This window comes from Cupriavidus sp. JZ107 (genome assembly GCF_053903255.1).
The window spans coordinates 2,232,355-2,250,651 of sequence record NZ_CP096481.1 but is presented as its reverse complement, the minus strand read 5'-3'; the positions used below and the strand labels follow the sequence as shown (position 1 = coordinate 2,250,651).

General features: G+C 68.3%; 15 protein-coding genes. 5 read left to right on the top strand and 10 right to left on the bottom strand.

The features are described from left to right. The first annotated feature begins 66 nt into the window (after positions 1-66). Positions 67-1,236, top strand: coding sequence for a M14 family metallopeptidase (locus M1D55_RS19805; RefSeq protein WP_006577997.1), 1,170 nt, complete (start codon positions 67-69; stop codon positions 1,234-1,236). Between the two features lie 54 nt (positions 1,237-1,290). Here M1D55_RS19805 and M1D55_RS19800 read toward each other — a convergent pair whose 3' ends face one another. The 3 genes from M1D55_RS19800 to M1D55_RS19790 all read right to left on the bottom strand — a co-directional run bounded on the left by M1D55_RS19800 (position 1,291) and on the right by M1D55_RS19790 (position 4,201). Beyond that, positions 1,291-2,121: a BspC domain-containing protein gene (locus M1D55_RS19800; RefSeq protein ID WP_456281651.1), complete on the bottom strand. Its 831-nt coding sequence runs from the start codon at positions 2,119-2,121 to the stop codon at positions 1,291-1,293. A gap of 183 nt (positions 2,122-2,304) precedes the next feature. Next, positions 2,305-3,189 (bottom strand): N-formylglutamate amidohydrolase, encoded by an 885-nt coding sequence (locus M1D55_RS19795; protein ID WP_006578942.1) that lies wholly within the window; start codon positions 3,187-3,189, stop codon positions 2,305-2,307. A 25-nt stretch (positions 3,190-3,214) separates the two neighbouring features. Continuing rightward, on the bottom strand, positions 3,215-4,201 hold the full coding sequence (locus M1D55_RS19790) for a Bug family tripartite tricarboxylate transporter substrate binding protein (protein WP_023263476.1): 987 nt from the start codon (positions 4,199-4,201) through the stop codon (positions 3,215-3,217). 197 nt (positions 4,202-4,398) lie between these two features. On the opposite strand from M1D55_RS19790, the gene gcvA reads away from it, so the two are divergent. Further along, the gene (gcvA, locus tag M1D55_RS19785) at positions 4,399-5,301 is read left to right on the top strand and encodes a transcriptional regulator GcvA (protein ID WP_064573152.1); all 903 of its coding nucleotides are present in this window, start codon (positions 4,399-4,401) and stop codon (positions 5,299-5,301) included. Between the two features lie 122 nt (positions 5,302-5,423). Here gcvA and M1D55_RS19780 read toward each other — a convergent pair whose 3' ends face one another. Genes M1D55_RS19780 through M1D55_RS19770 form a run of 3 tightly spaced genes read right to left on the bottom strand, consistent with a single transcriptional unit; the run spans position 5,424 to position 8,206 of the window. Then, positions 5,424-6,599 carry a vWA domain-containing protein gene (locus M1D55_RS19780; protein ID WP_006578945.1) on the bottom strand — a complete coding sequence of 392 codons (1,176 nt, stop codon included), beginning with the start codon at positions 6,597-6,599 and terminating at the stop codon, positions 5,424-5,426. Between the two features lie 55 nt (positions 6,600-6,654). Continuing rightward, positions 6,655-7,260 carry a GNAT family N-acetyltransferase gene (locus tag M1D55_RS19775; protein WP_006578946.1) on the bottom strand — a complete coding sequence of 202 codons (606 nt, stop codon included), beginning with the start codon at positions 7,258-7,260 and terminating at the stop codon, positions 6,655-6,657. Between the two features lie 55 nt (positions 7,261-7,315). After that, positions 7,316-8,206, bottom strand: coding sequence for an AAA family ATPase (locus tag M1D55_RS19770; protein ID WP_064573157.1), 891 nt, complete (start codon positions 8,204-8,206; stop codon positions 7,316-7,318). A 339-nt stretch (positions 8,207-8,545) separates the two neighbouring features. Between M1D55_RS19770 and M1D55_RS19765 the strand changes: the two genes are divergently transcribed. The 3 genes from M1D55_RS19765 to M1D55_RS19755 all read left to right on the top strand — a co-directional run bounded on the left by M1D55_RS19765 (position 8,546) and on the right by M1D55_RS19755 (position 9,651). After that, the gene (locus M1D55_RS19765) at positions 8,546-8,893 is read left to right on the top strand and encodes a c-type cytochrome (protein WP_006578948.1); all 348 of its coding nucleotides are present in this window, start codon (positions 8,546-8,548) and stop codon (positions 8,891-8,893) included. Positions 8,894-8,904: 11 nt separating this feature from the next. After that, a complete protein-coding gene (locus tag M1D55_RS19760; protein ID WP_064573158.1) occupies positions 8,905-9,303 on the top strand; it encodes a c-type cytochrome in 399 nt (132 codons plus the stop codon). A gap of 93 nt (positions 9,304-9,396) precedes the next feature. After that, positions 9,397-9,651, top strand: a complete 255-nt coding sequence (locus tag M1D55_RS19755) for a DUF2442 domain-containing protein (RefSeq protein WP_006578950.1) — start codon at positions 9,397-9,399, stop codon at positions 9,649-9,651. A 45-nt stretch (positions 9,652-9,696) separates the two neighbouring features. On the opposite strand, the gene aroG is transcribed toward M1D55_RS19755, so the two are convergent. From aroG to M1D55_RS19735, 4 genes are all read right to left on the bottom strand, one after another. Next, the gene (aroG, locus tag M1D55_RS19750; protein ID WP_006578951.1) at positions 9,697-10,776 is read right to left on the bottom strand and encodes a 3-deoxy-7-phosphoheptulonate synthase AroG; all 1,080 of its coding nucleotides are present in this window, start codon (positions 10,774-10,776) and stop codon (positions 9,697-9,699) included. A 410-nt stretch (positions 10,777-11,186) separates the two neighbouring features. Beyond that, positions 11,187-12,647 carry a metalloprotease TldD gene (tldD, locus tag M1D55_RS19745; RefSeq protein ID WP_023263474.1) on the bottom strand — a complete coding sequence of 487 codons (1,461 nt, stop codon included), beginning with the start codon at positions 12,645-12,647 and terminating at the stop codon, positions 11,187-11,189. Positions 12,648-12,764: 117 nt separating this feature from the next. Beyond that, entirely contained in the window at positions 12,765-13,646 is an 882-nt protein-coding gene (locus tag M1D55_RS19740; RefSeq protein WP_006578953.1) for a carbon-nitrogen hydrolase family protein, read from the bottom strand. Positions 13,647-13,736: 90 nt separating this feature from the next. Then, on the bottom strand, positions 13,737-18,083 hold the full coding sequence (locus M1D55_RS19735) for a YhdP family protein (protein ID WP_456281650.1): 4,347 nt from the start codon (positions 18,081-18,083) through the stop codon (positions 13,737-13,739). Positions 18,084-18,297: the final 214 nt, after the last annotated feature.

Genomic DNA, 18,297 nt, shown 5'->3' with positions numbered 1-18,297 from the left:
GTCCGATGGTCCGATGGGCTACGCACGGTGCCGGCCAAAAAACAATTCGTCTTGCGAGGCTCAGACATGAAGACCGCAGCGCTGCATATCTCCAGCCGGTTCGATTCCGGCGCGATCGAAGTCGAGGCGCTGGATCGCGCCGACGATATCCGGCTGCGCATCCGCGCCGATTCGCATGCCGACTTCCGCCAGTGGTTCCATTTCGGGCTGCATGGCGCGGCCGGCCAGGCCTGCCGGCTGCAGTTCCTGAATGCCGGCGATTGCACGTATCCGGACGGCTGGCGCGACTACCGCGCGGTGGCCTCGTATGACCGCGTGCACTGGTTCCGTGTGCCGACGCGCTTCGACGGCCAGGTGATGACGGTGGAATTCACGCCGGCCCACGACAGCGTCTGGCTGGCCTATTTCGAGCCGTATGCCGAGGAGCGCCATCTGGCGCTGCTGGGCACCTGCCAGCGTTCGCCGCGCGCGCGGCTGACGCATCTGGGCAGCACGGTGCAGGGCCGCGACATGACCGTGGTGACGATCGGCGCGCCGCCCGAGGGTGCCAGTGACGGTGGCAATGACGGCCGCAAGACGATCTGGATGATCGCGCGCCAGCATCCGGGCGAGACCATGGCCGAATGGTTCGTCGAGGGCGTGCTGCAGCGGCTGACCGGCACCGGCATCTGGGCGGGCGACGGCGTCGCCGAGCGGCTGCTGCAGAAGGCCGTGTTCCATATCGTGCCGAACATGAACCCGGATGGCTCGGCACTCGGCAATCTGCGCACCAACGCGGCCGGCGCCAACCTGAACCGCGAATGGATGGCGCCGAGCCTCGAGTCCAGCCCCGAGGTCTATCACGTGCGCCGCGCGATCGAATCGACCGGCTGCGACCTGTTCTTCGACATCCACGGCGACGAGGGGCTGCCCTACAACTTCATCGCCGGCAGCGAGATGCTGCCGAGCTTTACCGAGTCACAGCGCGTCGCGCAGGCGCGTTTCGTCGAGGCGTTCAAGCGCGCCACCCCGGACTTCCAGGACGTGCATGGCTATGCCGCGAGCAAGTACAACGCCGATGCGCTGAAGCTGGCCTCGAAGTACATCGGCCACGCGTTCGGCTGCCTGTCGCTGACGCTGGAGATGCCGTTCAAGGACAATGCCGACCTGCCGCAGCCCGAGGTCGGCTGGAACGGCGCCCGCAGCGCGCTGCTGGGCGCGGCGATGCTGCAGGCGATCCTGGCGCAGCTGGACTGAGCGACGCCGCCGCGCAAGGCGGCGGTGATGCCGCCGCCTTGCGGCGCGGCAGGGTCAGCGCGACGGCTTGCCGGTCTTTTTCGTCGACTTGCTGGAAGAGGTCGACTTCGCCGCGGCCTTCTTCGTGCTGGCCGACGACCTGGCCGACGTGGCCTTGCCCGAACGGCTGGACCTGGTTGCCTTGGCCTTGCGGCCCTTGTTGGCCGTGGCATTGCGCGGTGCCACGCTGACGGCCGGCCTGGCGGCCGGTTCGACGATGATGTCGCCATCGTCGTCCAGCAGTTCGTAGGCCAGCATCATGCCGTCGTCATAGCCGCAGCGGACCTTGACCGGGTCCCAGCGCGATTGGCCCGATTGCCCGTTGCGGCGATGCGCGGCGGCGGAGAAGGTCACCACCGAGGTGACCGGCACGGCCTGCTTGCCGCGCGAGAAGCGGCCTTCCCAGCTTTCGACCGAGGCCTGGCCCGAGGCCAGCGCGCCGGTCGGAATGCGCAGCGCGTCGTAGGTCGCCGAGCGCGGCACCACCCAGCTCGCGTGCGCGGCGCAGTCGGCCACGTCGGCGCTGGCGTTCTCGCTGCGCATCAGCTGCTGGCGCATCTGCGCACGGTATTCGGCCAGGCTGACGCGGCCGGTGGGCGGCAGCGTCACGGTCTTGGTCGGGGAGTTGTCGTTGTCCGGCGGTGGTACCGCCTGCTTGTCGGAGTACGAGGTCGCGCCGCGCGGTGCGGGCGCGGCGGCCTGCGGTGCGGGGCCCGCGGCAGGGGCCTGGGCCTGCTGGCCCGCGGTGGTGCCCGGCTCGTCGGGGGCGGTGGCGCAGGCGGCCAGCATCAGGGCGGCGGTTGCGGCGGCAAGCGCGCGCAGCCGCATGGAAATTCGTCGGATCACGGGATCTGCTTGCTTCGGGGGCGAAGTGGTTGGCAAAAGACTGCCATGATAGAGGAAACCCTTTGCACAAAGTTCCTCGGCGCCGCCAACCTAGGGTCAGTCCCGACCTGCGGCAGGGCCCGATCCGGGGCCCTGGGGAGCCACCGGATCGGGCCGGACCGATACCGGCCCGGTGCCTGACGTTCAGCGCATCGTGCCGGCCGAGCGCGCGAAGCGGTCGAGCTCGGCGAGCAGCGCGTTCAGATCGCGCTTGAGCTTGTCGAAGCCCGCATTGCGGGTCAGCGCCACCTCGTCCATATACAGCTTGCGATTGATCTCGAGCTGCAGGCTGTGACGGCCCGCCTGCGGCTGGCCGACCACGCGGACGATCTCCACGCCCTTGTACGGGTGGTTGCGCCAGACGTCGTAGCCCATGTCCTTCAGCACGCCTTCGACCAGGTCGGTGAAACGCTTGTCGCAGGTAGTGCCGTCGCGGTCGCCGACGACGAAGTCCGGATGCTGCAGGCCAGGATGCTCGGTCGCGTACTGCGCCGCTTCGCTGGGCATCGAATGGCAGTTGATGTGCCACGCGCTGCCGTGCTCGGCGATCGCCCGGTCGGCCAGCTTCTGCAGCTGCGCGTAGTAGGGCAGGTAGTAGCGCTCGATGCGCGCCTGCACCTCGGCCACGCTCAGCGGGCGATCGTAGATCGCCTCGCCGGTGTCGAGCACGCGCCAGACCAGGCCCTTGCCGAGCCGGGTCTTGGGCGTTTCCTGCATCGGGCCGGGCCACGGGGCGTCGAGCAGGGCCTGGTCGATCTCCTCGATGCCGCGGTTGGCATCGAGGTAGCTGCGCGGAAAGCCCGCGCACAGCAGCGCAATGCCCTGCTTCGGCGCGTCGGCGTACAGCTCGTCGACGAAGGTGTCCTCGGCCTGGCGCAGCAGGTTCAGCGGCAGCCCGGCGGCGTAGCGGAAGTCCGCCGGGTAATTGGTGGCGCTATGCGGTGAATCGAGAAAGAGCGGGCTGCTCTCGCCTTCCGGCAACTGCAGGAAGTAAGGGCGCTCCGCGCTCTTTCGGTCTGCTTCGGTCATGATGCTTGCGGCTTGGTCTTGCGGCTTAGTCCATCGAGATCTTGGCGGCGGCGGCGATGCGCTTGTTCTTGGCCACTTCGTTCTTGATCTGCGTGGCGAACTGCGCCGGCGTGTCGCCGACCGGGGTCGCGCCCAGCTTCTCGAACTTCTCCTTGACCTCGGGCATCGCCAGCACCTTGACGGTGGCGTCGTGCAGTTTGGTCTGGATGTCGGCCGGCAACTTGGCCGGCGCGATCAGGCCGAACCACGACGAATCGTTGACTTCGGCCAGGCCCAGTTCGGCGAAGGTCGGCACGTTCGGCAGCGCGGCGACGCGCTTGGGCGCGGCCACGGCCAGCGCGCGCAGCTTGCCGCCCTGGATGAACGGCAGCGACGACGGCAGGTTGTCGAACAGGATCTGCACCTGGTTGGCCAGCGTGTCGTTCAGCGCCGGGCCTACGCCCTTGTACGGCACGTGCAGCAGCTCGGTCTTGCTGCTCAGCTTGAACAGCTCGCCCATCATGTGCGACACGCTGCCGTTGCCGGCCGAGCCGTAGGCCAGCTTGTTCGGCTGCGACTGCGCCAGCGCGATGAAGGCCTTCATGTCGTTGGCCTTGACCGACGGGTGGACGCTCATCACGTTCGGCACCGAGGCCAGGTTGGTGATGGTGGTGAAGTCCTTGGTCGCGTCGTACTGCAGGCGCGGGTAGATCGCCGGGTTGATGCCGTGGGTCGAGGCGGTGGCGATGCCGATCGTGTAGCCGTCCGGCGTCGCCTTGGCCAGGTAGCTGGTGCCGATGCTGCCGCCGGCGCCGCCGCGGTTGTCGACCACCACGGCCTGGCCCAGTTGCTGGCCCAGCTTGTCGGCGACGATGCGGGCGACGATGTCGGTGGTGCCGCCGGCCGGGAAGGGCACGACCAGCGTGATCGGCTTGGTCGGGTACGAACCCTGCGCGGCAGCCTGGAACGACAGGCCGGCGGCCAGGGCGGCCGAGCCGGCAGCGATGAGGCGGAGCATGTTACGGCGTTGCATGAATGATCCTGAAATGGGAGTCCAACACGGGATGGGGGAGAAAGGGCGCCGGCAGCGCGGGCCCGTCTTTGCTGTGCTAGAAAGCCTCGTTGAGCTTTGCTTGCGATTCTGCGCAAATCTGCAAGAACCGTGCAAACGAATTAAAATCGCACGGTCATTCCATTTGGTCGTGAAGTCTGGGAAATCGAGGAAGTCGCATGCGGCGCCTATGCCCGTCGTTGACCGGGCTGCAGGCCTTCGAGGCCGCCGCCCGTCATCTCAGTTTTACGCTGGCCGCCCGCGAGCTCCATGTCACGCAGGGCGCGGTCAGCAAGCAGGTCCGTCAGCTCGAGTCGTCGCTCGGCGTGGACCTGTTCGAACGCGTCCGTCAGCGGCTGCTGCTGACCGATGCCGGCCGGCGCTATCTGGAGCGGATCCGGCCCAGCCTGCAGGAGATCGAGGCCGCCACCGTCGAGCTGGTGGCCAGTCAGGGCCGCGGCGGCACGCTGCACATCGCCAGCATGCCGACGCTCGGCGCCAAGTGGCTGATTCCGCGGCTGCCGCAGTTTTTCGAGCGGCATCCCGAGGTCACGCTCGAATTCGTGCCGCACGCGCAGGGCTATGACTTCTCGCAGCCGGACCTCGACGCGGCAATCCGCTTCGGCGACGGCGTCTGGCCGGGCAGCCTGGCGGACTACATGACCGGCCGCGAGGTGCTGCCGGTCTGCCGGCCGGGTTTGCTTGCCAACGAGCCCAACGGCGTGGCCGCGTCGCCGCAGGCGCTGCTGAACTATCCGCTGCTGCACCATACGACGGTGCCCGAGGCGTGGTCCGACTGGCTGGGCGAGCTCGGCGTGACGACGCGCGAGGCCTGGAGCGGTCCGCGCTTCGACCAGTTCTCGCTGCTGACGCAGGCCGCGCTGTCGGGCCTGGGCATCGCGCTGATCCCGCGCTGCCTGATCGAGCAGGAACTGGCCAGCGGCGCGCTGGTGGTCGCGCATCCGGCGCGGGTGCTCAGCAAGAAGGGCTATTACCTGTGCTATCCGGAGCAGAAGCAGCATCTGCCGGCGCTGCAGACATTCCGGCAGTGGCTGATGGAAGGGGTCGACGTCGTGGCGTGAGGCGTCGCCTGTCGTCGTCCCCGCGCAGGGGGGACCCAGTGCCTTTGCCATGCCGATGTCGCCGACTTCAAGTCGCTGGGTCCCCGCCTTCGCGGGGACGACAGCAGGTACGGCGGAACGGTCTATTTCGACAGCACCTTCATCGCCTGCTCCAGCCCGGCGATGGTGACCGGATACATCCGCGCCTTCATGATCTGGTTGATCACGGAGATCGACTGGCGGTACTGCCACAGCCCCTCCGGCTCGGGATTGAGCCAGACGAAGCGCGGGAACTGGTCGATCAGCCGGTTCAGCCAGACCGCGCCCGCCTCGGGATTGTTGTATTCGACCGACCCCCCGGGCTGCAGGATCTCGTACGGGCTCATGGTCGCATCGCCGACGAAGATCACCTTGTAGTCGGGCGTGTACTTGTGGATCAGGTCCCAGGTGGCGATCTTCTCCGCATGCCGGCGGCGGTTGTTCTTCCACACGTAGTCGTAGACGCAATTGTGGAAGTAGTAGTACTCCAGATGCTTGAACTCGGTCTTGGCCGCCGAGAACAGCTCCTCGACGCGCTTGATGTGGTCGTCCATCGAGCCGCCGACATCCATCAGCATCAGCACCTTGACCTTGTTGTGCCGCTCCGGGCGCAGCTTGATGTCGAGCAGGCCCGCGTTGGCCGCGGTCGAATGGATGGTGTCGTCCAGATCGAGTTCGGTGTCGGCGCCTTCGCGCGCGAACCGGCGCAGCCGCCGCAGCGCGACCTTGATGTTGCGCGTGCCCAGTTCGACCTGATCGTCGTAGTCCCGATAGGCGCGCGTCTCCCAGACCTTGATCGCGGTGCGGTTGCCCTTGGACGGGCCGCCGATACGGATGCCCTCGGGGTTGTAGCCGCCGTGGCCGAACGGCGAGGTGCCGCCGGTGCCGATCCACTTGTTGCCGCCCTCGTGCTTTTCCTTCTGCTCTTCCAGCAGCTGCTTGAGCCGCTCCATCAGCTTGTCGAGCCCGCCCATCGCCTCGATCTTCGCCTTCTCCTCGGCCGACAGCTCGCGCTCCAGCGTCTTCTGCAGCCAGTCGAGCGGAATGTCGGACTTCCAGTCGACCAGGTTCTCGACGCCCTTGAAGTAGGCCGCGAAGGTCTGGTCGAACTTGTCGAAGTGCTTCTCGTCCTTGACCAGCGTCATGCGCGACAGGTAGTAGAACTCGTCGATCGACGGCGCGATCACCTGGGCCTTCAGCGCCTCCAGCATGGTCAGGTATTCCTTGACGGATACCGGCAGCTTGGCGTGCCGCAGCGAGAAGAAGAAGTCGATCAGCATGGCGGGTCTCGGTGTCGCGGGTGGCTGGCTGGGCGAGGGGGGAAAGCCCCGGCGCTCAGCGCGGCATCTCCAGGCGGTAGTGCAGATGGCGCTTCACCGTCGGCCATTCGCTGGCGATGATCGAGAAGACCACGGTGTCGCGCAGCGAGCCGTCGGCCATCACCTGGTGGTTGCGCAGCACGCCGTCCTGCTTGGCGCCGAGCCGCGCGATCGCGGCGCGGCTCTGGTGGTTCATCCAGTGCGTGCGGAATTCGACCGCGATGCAGCGTAGCTGCTCGAAGGCGTGCGCCAGCAACAGCAGCTTGCACTCGGTGTTGACCGCGGTGCGCTGCACGCTTTGCGCATACCAGGTGTGGCCGATCTCGAGCCGCCGATGGGTCTCGTCGACATTGAACATCCGCGTCGAGCCGACCACCGGGCCCACGACGCCGTCCTGCACGCGCCGCACCACGAACGGCATCGCGCCGAGGCGGTCGCGCTGGTCCAGTGCGGTGTCGATCCACGCGCGCAGGCCGTCTGGCGTCGGCACCGACGTGTACCACAGCTTCCACAGCTCGCCGTCGCTGGCGGCCGCGCGCAGCTCGGTTTCATGCGCGGCGTCGAGCGGTTCGAGCATGACGTGCCGGCCTTCCAGCACGATCGGCGCGATCAGACGGGTCATCGAGATTCCTGGCGAAGGTTGGACGTTCCGGGTTCGACGAGGGCGGGGCGGGCGTTCAACGATTGGCGCGGTTCATGAAGACCAGCCGCTCGAACAGATGCACGTCCTGCTCGTTCTTCAGCAGCGCGCCGTGCAGCGGCGGGATCGCGGCCTTCTTGTCCGGACTGCGCAGCGCCTCGGGCGGAATGTCCTCGGCCATCAGCAGCTTGAGCCAGTCGATCAGCTCCGAGGTCGACGGCTTCTTCTTCAGGCCCGGCAGGTTGCGCATCTCGTAGAAGGCCTCGAGCGCGGCGGCGACCAGCTCGCGCTTGATGCCGGGATAGTGGACGTCGACGATGCGCTGCATCGTGTCGGCGTCGGGGAACTTGATGTAGTGGAAGAAGCAGCGGCGCAGGAAGGCGTCCGGCAGCTCCTTCTCGTTGTTCGACGTGATGATGACCAGCGGGCGATGCTTGGCGCGGATCAGTTCGCGCGTCTCGTAGACGTAGAACTCCATCCGGTCGATTTCGCGCAGCAGGTCGTTGGGGAATTCGATGTCCGCCTTGTCGATCTCGTCGATCAGCAGCACCACCGGCTCGTCGGACTCGAACGCCTGCCACAGCACGCCCTTGACGATGTAGTTGCGGATGTCGTGAACGCGATCGTCGCCGAGCTGGGAGTCGCGCAGGCGGGACACCGCGTCGTATTCGTACAGGCCCTGCTGTGCCTTGGTGGTCGACTTGATATGCCATTGCAGCAGCGGCATGCCCAGCGCGGCGGCCACTTCCTCGGCCAGCATGGTCTTGCCGGTGCCGGGCTCGCCCTTGATCAGCAGCGGACGCTGCAGTGTGCGCGCGGCATTGACGGCAAGCTTCAGGTCGTCGGTGGCCACGTAGTGGGCGCTGCCCTCGAAGCGGGCGGAGGGGGCGGCAGAGGCGCCGGCGGCGGCTTGGGCGGTATCGGTCATGTCGCGTTCTGAGGCTCGTTCGGAGGCTTCGTTCGGGTCGGAATGGACCAGTATAAAAGAGCTTTCCCGTTCGCGTGCGCCCACGGCGCCGCTCTATGGACTGCCGCGTGCCGCGTGCGGTACAATGCGCCGGTTTGACGCGCCCCCACGTACGTCCATCCTCCTTCCCCTGCCGCCACGTCGCACCCCGGCGGCTCCGGTCGGGAAGCGGCGATCACGAAAGAATGGCCGGCATGACGGTCGATGCGCGCGGCCTCGGCCGTGCATTCGGCGGGAGTTCCATGTCTGGCCGCTCGGGCAGGTCACGCAAGGTTCAATCCTTCCAATCCGACTACGACAATGAAAAAGCTCCTCACGATGGTGGTGCTGGGCGCCGCCGCGACGGCAGCGCAGGCCCAGGAAGTCAAGGGCAATGTGGAGGCAGCCCGGGATAAGGTGGCGATGTGTATCGGCTGCCACGGTATTCCGGGATATCGGGCTTCGTTTCCCGAGGTGTACGAAGTGCCGATGATCGGGGGCCAGAGCGCGAAGTACATCGCGAACGCGCTGCAGGAATACAAGAAGGGTGGCCGCAAGCATCCGACGATGCGCGGCATCGCGGCGACGCTGAGCGACCAGGATATCGCCGATGTGGCTGCGTACTACGCGCAGCAGAAGCGCGATACCCGCGACAATCCGCAGAAGTGAGAGGACCCGACATGAAGACGCTCAAGACGCTCTCGTTCGCGCTCGGCGCACTCGTGCTGGGTGCCTCGGCGATGTCGGCCTCCGCCGCCGATGTCGAAGCCGGCAAGGCCCTGGTGCAGAAGGGCAATTGCGCCGCCTGCCACGGCGCCGACATGAATTCCCCGATCGCGCCGGACTATCCGAAGCTGGCTGGCCAGCACGCCAGCTATCTGTACCATGCGCTGGTCGCCTACCAGATCCACGGCAACCCGCAGGTCGGCCGCTCCAACGCGATCATGCAGGGCCAGGTCAACGCCAACCCCGGCGTGGTCGGCAAGGACGGCAAGCCGCGTCCGTTCACCCGGCAGGAGCTGAAGGACATGGCCGCCTATCTCGAATCGCTGCCGGGCGATCTGGTGTTGAAGAGGTAAGCTCGGTCGATTGGAAAAAAAGCCGCTTCATGATGAAGCGGCTTTTTTATTTTTCAGGAGAATGCCAAGCAATTCAATCCTGGAACAACTGAAATGGCCGCATGGCACGTCACCCGTCTGGCTGTCCTGCCAAATTACCGACTGGACGTTGAATTCGCCGATGGCACGCGCGGCATCGTGGACATGTCCCGCGATGATTTCCATGGCGTGTTTGCGCCGTTGGCGGATGAAGCCTATTTCGCCAAGGCGTCCATTGCCGACGGCGCAGTGGTGTGGCCAAACGGGGTCGATATTGCGCCGGACGCGATGTATGAGGACGTGACCGGGCGCCCGTTGATGGGATCGTAGGCGCCCGCGCGACGATGGCGGCGTATCGGCCGCCAGATCAATGTTTCAGTTTCCGCTGCCCTTCGCCAGCCGCCGTGCCTTCACTGCATTCGCCAGAATCTCCAGCACGCGCACCGAGTCGTCCCAGCCGATGCAGGCGTCGGTGACCGACTGGCCGTAGGTCAGCGAGTCGATCGGCGCGCCCTGGACATGGTCCTGGCGGCCCGCGATCAGGTGCGATTCGACCATCACGCCGATGATGCGATCGTCGCCGGCGGCGAGTTGGCGGCCGATGTCCTCGCAGACCGGGATCTGGTTCTCATGCTTCTTGCTGCTGTTGGCGTGCGAGGCGTCGATCATCAGCCGTGCCGCGAGCCCGGCCTTGGAAATCGCATCGCAGGCCTGCTGCACGCTGTCGGCGTCGTAGTTCGGGTTCTTGCCGCCGCGCAGGATGATGTGGCAGTCCTCGTTGCCCGAGGTCGACACGATGGCCGAATGGCCGCCCTTGGTCACCGACAGGAAATGGTGCGGCTGCGACGCGGCCTTGATCGCATCGACGGCGATCTTGACGTTGCCGTCCGTGCCGTTCTTGAAGCCGACCGGGCACGACAGCCCCGAAGCCAGTTCGCGATGCACCTGCGATTCGGTGGTGCGCGCGCCGATCGCGCCCCAGCTGACCAGGTCGGCAATGTACTGCGGCGAAATCATGTCGAGATATTCGGTGCCGGCGGGCAGGCCCATCTCGCTGATGTTGAGCAGCAGCTCGCGCGCGGTGCGCAGGCCATCGTTGATCTTGAAGCTGCCGTCCATGTGCGGATCGTTGATCAGCCCCTTCCAGCCGACCGTGGTGCGCGGCTTCTCGAAGTAGACCCGCATCACGACCTCGAGCTCGTTGCTGAAGCGATCGCGCTGCTCCTTCAGCAGCTTGGCGTATTCGAGCGCGGCGCGGGTGTCGTGGATGGAGCAGGGGCCGATGATGACGATCAGCCGGTCGTCCATGCCGTGCAGGATCCGGTGCATCGCCTGGCGCGCGCCGTAGATGACGTCCGACGCCTTCTCCGACAGGGAGAACTCGCGGATCAGGTGCGCCGGCGGCAGCAGCTCCTTCAGTTCGCGAATACGAAGGTCGTCGGTGTTCTTCAACATGATGGCTCCAGGTCTTGTCAGGTCGTGAGGGGTGGGGGGGATTCGGTATTCGGGTGCCGCGGCAGCGGCGGGAAAATCGGGCCAAAAAAAAGCCGCCAGTTCTGCTGGCGGCTTTTTTGCAATCTTGGGAGGCGCTTACGACTGATCCTCTCCTTCCGCCAGCGGTGCGAGATCGCTAAAAAAGTAAAAGTAAAACTTGGCGGACATCAGGGAGGACAGGGCGGTATTCAGTCTTGAATCAGTCGGTACTGCGCTGGTTTTCGTCGGTTTTTCGTGCCAGCCAGACGGCGGGCGTCGACGACGAAGCCACTTTATAGCCCGTTTCTGCAAGCTTGGCAAGCGCGCCGAAAGGGCCGGGCGGTGCCGGCTGTGGCGTCGGCGCAGCAGCGGCGCCGACGCCGGACGGCGCGTCAGGCGGTGCCGCCCACCGTCATGTTCTCGATGCGCAGCGTCGGCTGGCCCACGCCGACCGGCACGCTCTGACCCTCCTTGCCGCAGACGCCGACGCCCGAATCCAGCCGCATGTCGTTGCCGATCATCGTGACGTCCTTCAGCGATTCCGGACCGTTGCCGACCAGCGTCGCGCCCTTGACCGGCGCGGTGATCTTGCCGTCCTCGATCAGATAGGCCTCGCTGGCCGAGAACACGAACTTCCCGTTGGTGATGTCGACCTGACCGCCGCCGAAGTTGACCGCATACAGGCCGCGCTTGACGCTGGCGATGATTTCCTGCGGGTCGCGGTCGCCGTTCAGCATGTAGGTGTTGGTCATGCGCGGCATCGGCAGCGCGGCGAAGCTCTCGCGGCGCGCGTTGCCAGTCACCGGCATCTTCATCAGCCGCGCGTTCAGCGTGTCCTGGATATAGCCGCGCAGGATGCCGTCCTCGATCAGCGTGGTGCACTGGGTCGGGTTGCCCTCGTCGTCGAGGTTCAGCGAACCGCGGCGGCCCTCCAGCGTGCCGTCGTCGACCACGGTGACGCCCTTGGCCGCCACGCGCTCGCCCATGCGGCCGGCGAAGGCCGACGAGCCCTTGCGGTTGAAGTCACCTTCGAGCCCATGGCCCACCGCCTCGTGCAGCAGCACGCCGGGCCAGCCCGGGCCGAGCACGACCGTCATCGCGCCGGCCGGCGCGGGGCGCGCCTCCAGGTTGACCAGCGCCGACGACACCGCCTCGTCGACGTAGGTGCGCAGCAACTCGTCGCTGAAGTAGCCGTAGTGGTAGCGGCCGCCGCCGCCCGAGGTGCCCATCTCGCGGCGGCCGTTCTGCTCGGCGATCACGGTGACCGACACGCGCACCAGCGGGCGCACGTCGGCGGCGATCACGCCATCGCTGCGCGCGATCAGCACCACGTCGTATTCGCCGGCCAGGCCCGCCATCACCTGCACGATGCGCGGATCCTTGGCGCGCGCCATCTTCTCGACGCGCTCGAGCAGCGCGACCTTCTCGGCGGCCGGCATCGAATCGAGCGGATCGTTCGGCGCATAGAGGTCGCGGCCGCCATGCGAGGCCAGCGAGCCGGCCACCTTGGTGCGGCCGCTGCCGACCTTGCCGATGGTGCGCGTCGCGGCGCTGGCCTGCAGCAGCGCCTCCAGGCTGATCTCGTCGGAGTAGGCGAAGGCGGTGCGGTCGCCGGACACGGCGCGCACGCCGACGCCCTGGTCGATATTGAAGCTGCCCGACTTGACGATGCCTTCCTCGAGGCTCCATGCCTCGCTGCGGGTGTACTGGAAATACAGGTCGGCGTAGTCGACCTTGTGCGTGAAGATGTCGGCCAGCACGCGCTGCAGCCGGGCTTCGTCGAGCCCGTACGGGGTCAGCAGCAGCTGCTGCGCGGTGGCGAGATTGCGGATTCCGAGATCGCCGGCGTTCATGAATGTCCTCTGTTGGATTCGGTGTCGCGCTGCCCGGCGTCGGGCCGGCAGCCGCAAGGGTGGGGCGCCGGCCGATGCGGCGCCCGGGTGTTCGGATCGGTGCTACGGGTGTCCATGCTACAGCACCCGGTGGCGCAGCGCAGGCAGGTTCTGCCGCACTTCGGCGATGCGCGCCGGGTCCAGCGTGCCGCTGACCACGCCCTCGCCCTCGGGCAGCATGGCCAGCACCTCGCCCCAGGGATCGACCAGCATCGAATGGCCCCAGGTACGGCGGCCGTTCTCGTGCTTGCCGCCCTGGGCCGCGGCCAGCACATAGCACTGGTTCTCGATCGCGCGGGCGCGCAGCAGGATTTCCCAATGCGCCTGCCCGGTCGTGTAGGTGAAGGCGGCCGGCATCAGGATCAAGGCCAGGCCGTTGTCGCTGTCGGTGCTCGCCATCTGCCGATACAGCTCGGGGAAGCGCAGGTCGTAGCAGACCGACATCGCGACCCGGCCGCACGGCGCATCGAAGGTCACCGGCTCGCGGCCGGCCAGGATCGTGCGCGACTCGTCGTAGCGCTCCTCGCCGCGGGTAAAGCCGAACAGGTGGATCTTGTCGTAGCGCGCCACCCGTTCGCCCTGCGGATCGAAGGCGAGCGAGCTGTTGCGGACCCGCTCGGCGTCCTCGCACCACAGCGGCAGCGTGCCGCCCACCAGCCAGATGCCGTGGCGCCGTGCGGCATCGGCGAGGAAGCGCTGGATCGGCCCGTCGCCGTCCTGCTCGCGCACCGCGACCTTGTCGCTGTCCTGGCGGCCCATCAGGCAGAAATACTCGGGCAGCAGCACCAGTTCGGCGCCGCCGCGCGCGGCCTCGGCGATCAGCGCGTCGGCGCGCGCCAGATTGGCGTCGAGGCCGGTGCCGGTCACGGTCTGGATCGCCGCAACACGCATCGCGCGCGGCGCGGCGGAGCGTGTAGCGATCGGGTTGGCTGGCGTGGTGGCGGGGTCGGCGGCTGGCATGACGTTTCCTCGGCGCGATGGCGAACATTGCGGCAATTGCGGTAATTGCGGCAATTGCGGCGGTTACGGCAATTACGGCAATTACGGCAATTACGGCATGTAGGACTGCTCGGGCTGGCGGCGGTCGGGTGCGCGCCGTTGCCCGTCGGCGTTATTGTCGCCCACCTTGGCGATACGCGGCTCGGCCCAGCTGCCGGTGACCTTGTAGTGCTGGGTGAAGGCCTTGGAGAACTCGTCGGCGAACAGCAATTGCGCCGCCAGCGTGCCGATCCCCAGCGCCGGATTGATGAAGGCGGCCGCGACGGACGCCGAGGTCGCGTTGATGCGCGGCACCAGTGCGACCTCGAGATCCTGCGTTTCCTGCGGGATATTGGCGCTGCCTGTCATCGCCGCGCTGACCTGCGGGCTCTTCAGCCGGAAATCGCTGGTGCTGGCGATGCCGTTCTCGATGGTGCCGGTCGCGCTGATCTCGTCGAATACCAGGCCCTGGCCCGCGATGCCGCGAAAGTCCAGCGTCACCAGACGCAACACGCTCTGCAGGCTCAGCACGCCCAGCAGCTTGGCCGCGCCGGGCTCGACGCTGACGATCTGGCCATTGTCGAGCTTCAGTGCGATGCGGCCGTTCAGCGAGGCGTAGTCGATCGCCAGCGGCGAGCCGATCCAGCGGATGCGGCCCTCGAGCTTGCCCTTGCCGTCGCGCAGCGTGTGCGGCATGCCGAGCCGGTCGAGCACGTCGCCGGCATTGCGCACGTCGACGTTGAAGCTGAGCAGCGTGCGGCGCTGGCCGCCGGCCTTGCCGCTGTCGCGCACGCGGCGCGGCACGCGCCAGCTGCCCTGGCCGGTGAAGGTCGCGCCGGGCTGCTCCAGCGTCAGCGCTTCCAGCGTCCAGACCGGTTCGCCATTGTCGAGCGCGCTGTGCGCCTTGACCTGCAGCTTGCCGAAGTCGTGGCCGCGCAGTTCGAAGTGCTCGGCCTGCAGGTCGATCGACGGCAACTCCTCGATCTGGCCGGCCAGCGCGTCGGCAACCTGGCTGGTGTCCTGGCTGTCGGGAATGTTCAGCCGCGACAGCCGCAGCGTCAGCGCGCCGCCCGGGCTCGACGGCACCGCGCGCCACTGCATCTGGCCGGCGATCTGGCGCGAGTCCAGGCGGAACTGCCAGCCCGGATCGCCGGACTGGGGCGCGCGCACGGCGTCCAGCGTCACGTCGTCGAGCTCGCGGCCGAAGGCAAGCAGCGTGCGCGAACGTGCGGTGATGCGCTCCGGCATGTACGAGGCCGTGATCGGCCCCCGTGCGGCGCCGTCCTTGTCGCCGGCGGGGCCGCCCGCCAGCGCCGCCCGCCAGCCGTCCAGGTCGAAACGCTCGACCGCCAGCGCGGCGCTGACCCCGGTCGCGGGCGTGGGCGCCGGCTGGCCGATGCCGATGCCGCCGTTGACCACCTCGAGGCCGCCGGCGCCACGGCGCAGCAGGTAGCGCGCGCTGAGCATCGCGCCGTATTGCAGTTCGAGTTCTTCATGGCCCGCGCGTCCGGCCAGCGGGCGCAGTTCGAAGCGCAGCGGCGCGCTCTGGCCGGCCGGCTTGGCCAGCGGGGCGGGCAGGTCGACCGCCATGCCGGCCAAGTCGGCGGTGAACGAGATCACCGGCTGGCGTTCGCGCACGCCGATGACGGCCTGGTAGCTGGCATTGCCGTCGAAGCGGCGCGCCAGCGGGCTCAAGCCGGCGCTGGCCAACGCCTCGGCGATGCCGCGCGAATTGGCGCTGCCGGCCGCGGTCACGCGCACCGTGCCGTCGGACTGGCTGCCGCCGCTGGCGCGCACCTCGCCGCCGAGCAGTCGCGCGCGCACCGCGTCGAGCTGGAAACCGTGCTCGTTGAAGGCCACCGTGCCGGTGGCGCCGCCCAGTACCGGCAGGCCCGGCGCCAGTACCACGTCGTTGCCGGTCAGCCGGTACTGCCCGTCGACCTTGCTGCGCGCGGCATCGGCCAGCGGCAGATCGAGCTTCAGCCGCAGTTCGCCATTGCCCTGGCCGCGCGCCTCGCCGGTGAAGTTGCCGGTCCACTCGCGCACCGGGCTGCTGGCGATATAGCGCAGGAAGCCCTGCATCGGGCCGCTGGCGCTGCCGTCCAGCGTCAGCCGTCCGCGGTGGTCCAGCTCGTCGATGCGGCCCTTGATGTCGCGCAGCGCCACGCCGGGCAGGCCCTGCACCGCAGCCCGCTCGACGTTCAGCGCCATCGCGCCGCGCTCGAATTGCAGGCTGCCGTCGATCTCGGTGAACAGCGGCCAGAGCGGTTTGCCGTCGGGACCGTGCGGATCGATCTGATACGACGCCTGCCGCAGCGGCACGTCGACGCGGAAGTCGCCATGCCGCGCGGCGTCGCCATGGAAGGGGAAGTGGGCGAGATCGCCCTTGACCTGGAAGCGCACCGCCTCGGACTCGCCGCCGGCCAGCGCGCCCGCCAGATAGTGGCGCGTGCTGGCCGGGACGTGCAGCGGCAGGTAGCGCGGCACGCGCGCGACCTGCGCGCGGGCCAGCTCGCCGTCGAGCTCGGCAATGCCGGCATGGCCGTCGCCGCCTTCGCGCCAGCTGCCGCGCACGGTGCCGGCCGTATCGGCGTTGGCGAAGCGGATGCCGTCGCTGCGCACCGCCAGCTTGCCGCCCTCTCGCCGCCACTCGAACGCGCCGGCCAGTTCGTCGAAGGGCAGGCGCGGGTCTTCGAATACGCCGGGGAAGGTCAGCGTGGCCTGGGTGCCCTCGAAGCGCGCGTTGCCGCCCTGCTGGTCGAAGGAGAAGCTGCCGGACAGGCCGCTGAAGCCGGGCACGCCCAGATTCGCGTGGCCGTCCTTGTCGTAGGCCGGTTCGGCCGGCTGTTCGCGCACCGACACGTTGCGCAGCGTGCCTTGCACCTGGTAGCGGGTGGGGCCGCCTTGCCGCTGCAGCAGGCCGCCGCGCTCGCGCGCCCAGGTGATGTCGAGATTGTCGAGGCGGCCCGATGGCCGCAGCGCGCGCACCTTGCGCGCCAGCGCGGTATCGAGCGGCATCGCGGTCGACAGCGCGCGCAGCGCGTCGAGATCGAGCGTCGGCGCCTTCAGCGCCAGCCGCCGCAGCGCGCCGTTGTCGTCGCGCGACCAGCGCAGCGTGACGCGGCGCATGCCCTCGCGCCAGGCGCCGCCGCTGGCCTGCGCCTGCGCGCCGGCGGGCTCCCACAGCAGCGTGTCGACGGTCAGCTGGTTGTCGGCGCCCTCGCGCCGATGCAGCAGCAGTGCCTGCGACTGGTTCAGCCGCAACGGCTCCGCAGCGCCGGCCAGGCGCAGGTCGACCGCATTGGCGCGCAGCCGGGCCTGGCTGCGCAGCACCTCGCCATTGGCGAACTCGATGGTGCCGTCGCTGCTGAGCACGCCGCTGTCGACCTGCTCGAACAGGCTCGAATAGCGCTGCACGGCCGGCAGTTGCAGCTGGCCGATATCCCAGCTGGCCTGGCCGCGCCAGTTGCGCCAGTCTCCCTGCGCATGCAGATAGGTATGGCGGAAGGTGCCGGTGACCACCAGCGGGCGGGCGGCCAGCGCGGCCGAGCGCGCTTCCAGCCGCAGGTCGTGGCGGGCGCCGCTGCGGGTGGAGCGCAGCAGGATGTCGCCGACTTCCAGCACCGGCAGGCTCCGCTGTTCGTCGAGCCAGCGCACCTTGCCGCCGGTCAGCGTGACCGAGCCCTGTGCCAGCAGCCAGTCGAGGAAGCGATGGTCGTCGCCGCTGCTGTCCTGCATGCGGACCGGCATGCCGGCCACCTCGAGCTTGCCTTCGGCGGAGCGGTGCACCAGCACGTCGGCGCGGTTGGCATCGAAGCGGGCGAAGCGCAGCTCGAGCGCGCTCAACGACTGCCAGGACAGCGCGCCCTGCAGCGTGTCCGCCGACAGCAGCACGCGCTGCTGCTCGTCGACCAGCCGCACGCCGCGCGCATGGAAGGCCGGATGCCAGCCATCCCAGGAGGTCTCCAGCGTGGCGATGGTCAGCTGGGCCGACAGAGCCTCGGAGCCGCGTTGCTCCAGCCACGCGCGTGCGCCGGCGGCCTGCGGCCACAGCACGAAACGCATCAGCAGGAACAGCACCGCGGCGACGGCCGCCAGCGCGACGCCGATGCGCAGCAGCCAGCGCGCGATCCAGCCCCAGCAGCGGTGCCGTAGCGCGGCGGCGACGGCGCGCCCGGTGGCGCGGGGCGAAGCCTTCAGACGGCCGATCAGTTGGCCGGCCCGGCGGCGCCAGGCCGAGGTCGAAAACGACTTGCCGGAGGCATGGGAACTGGAGGAGGTGGGATCGGAGCCTGGGATGGGCGCAGGACCGGCGGCGGCAGCAGCGGCACCAGCGCTCGAACCCTCCGGCCCTTGAGCTGCTGCCGCGCCGCTGGACGGGGTGGGGCGTTCGGCGGGTGGGGTGGCGCGGCTGGACATGCGCAGATTATCCGACAATACTAGCCGCTCTCCAATTCGAAGCCAGCCCGGGCGGCGTTACCGGTGGCGCATGGTTCCTCGCGCGGCGATCCTCGGCCGCGATCCATCCAAGTGACAGGAATGACTTCCCCAGATATCCCGAGTTCCCAGGCGGGCGCCGGCGGGCACGCTGCCGCCGCTGACGCAGTTGCACCGGATGCCGCCACCGCGGCCG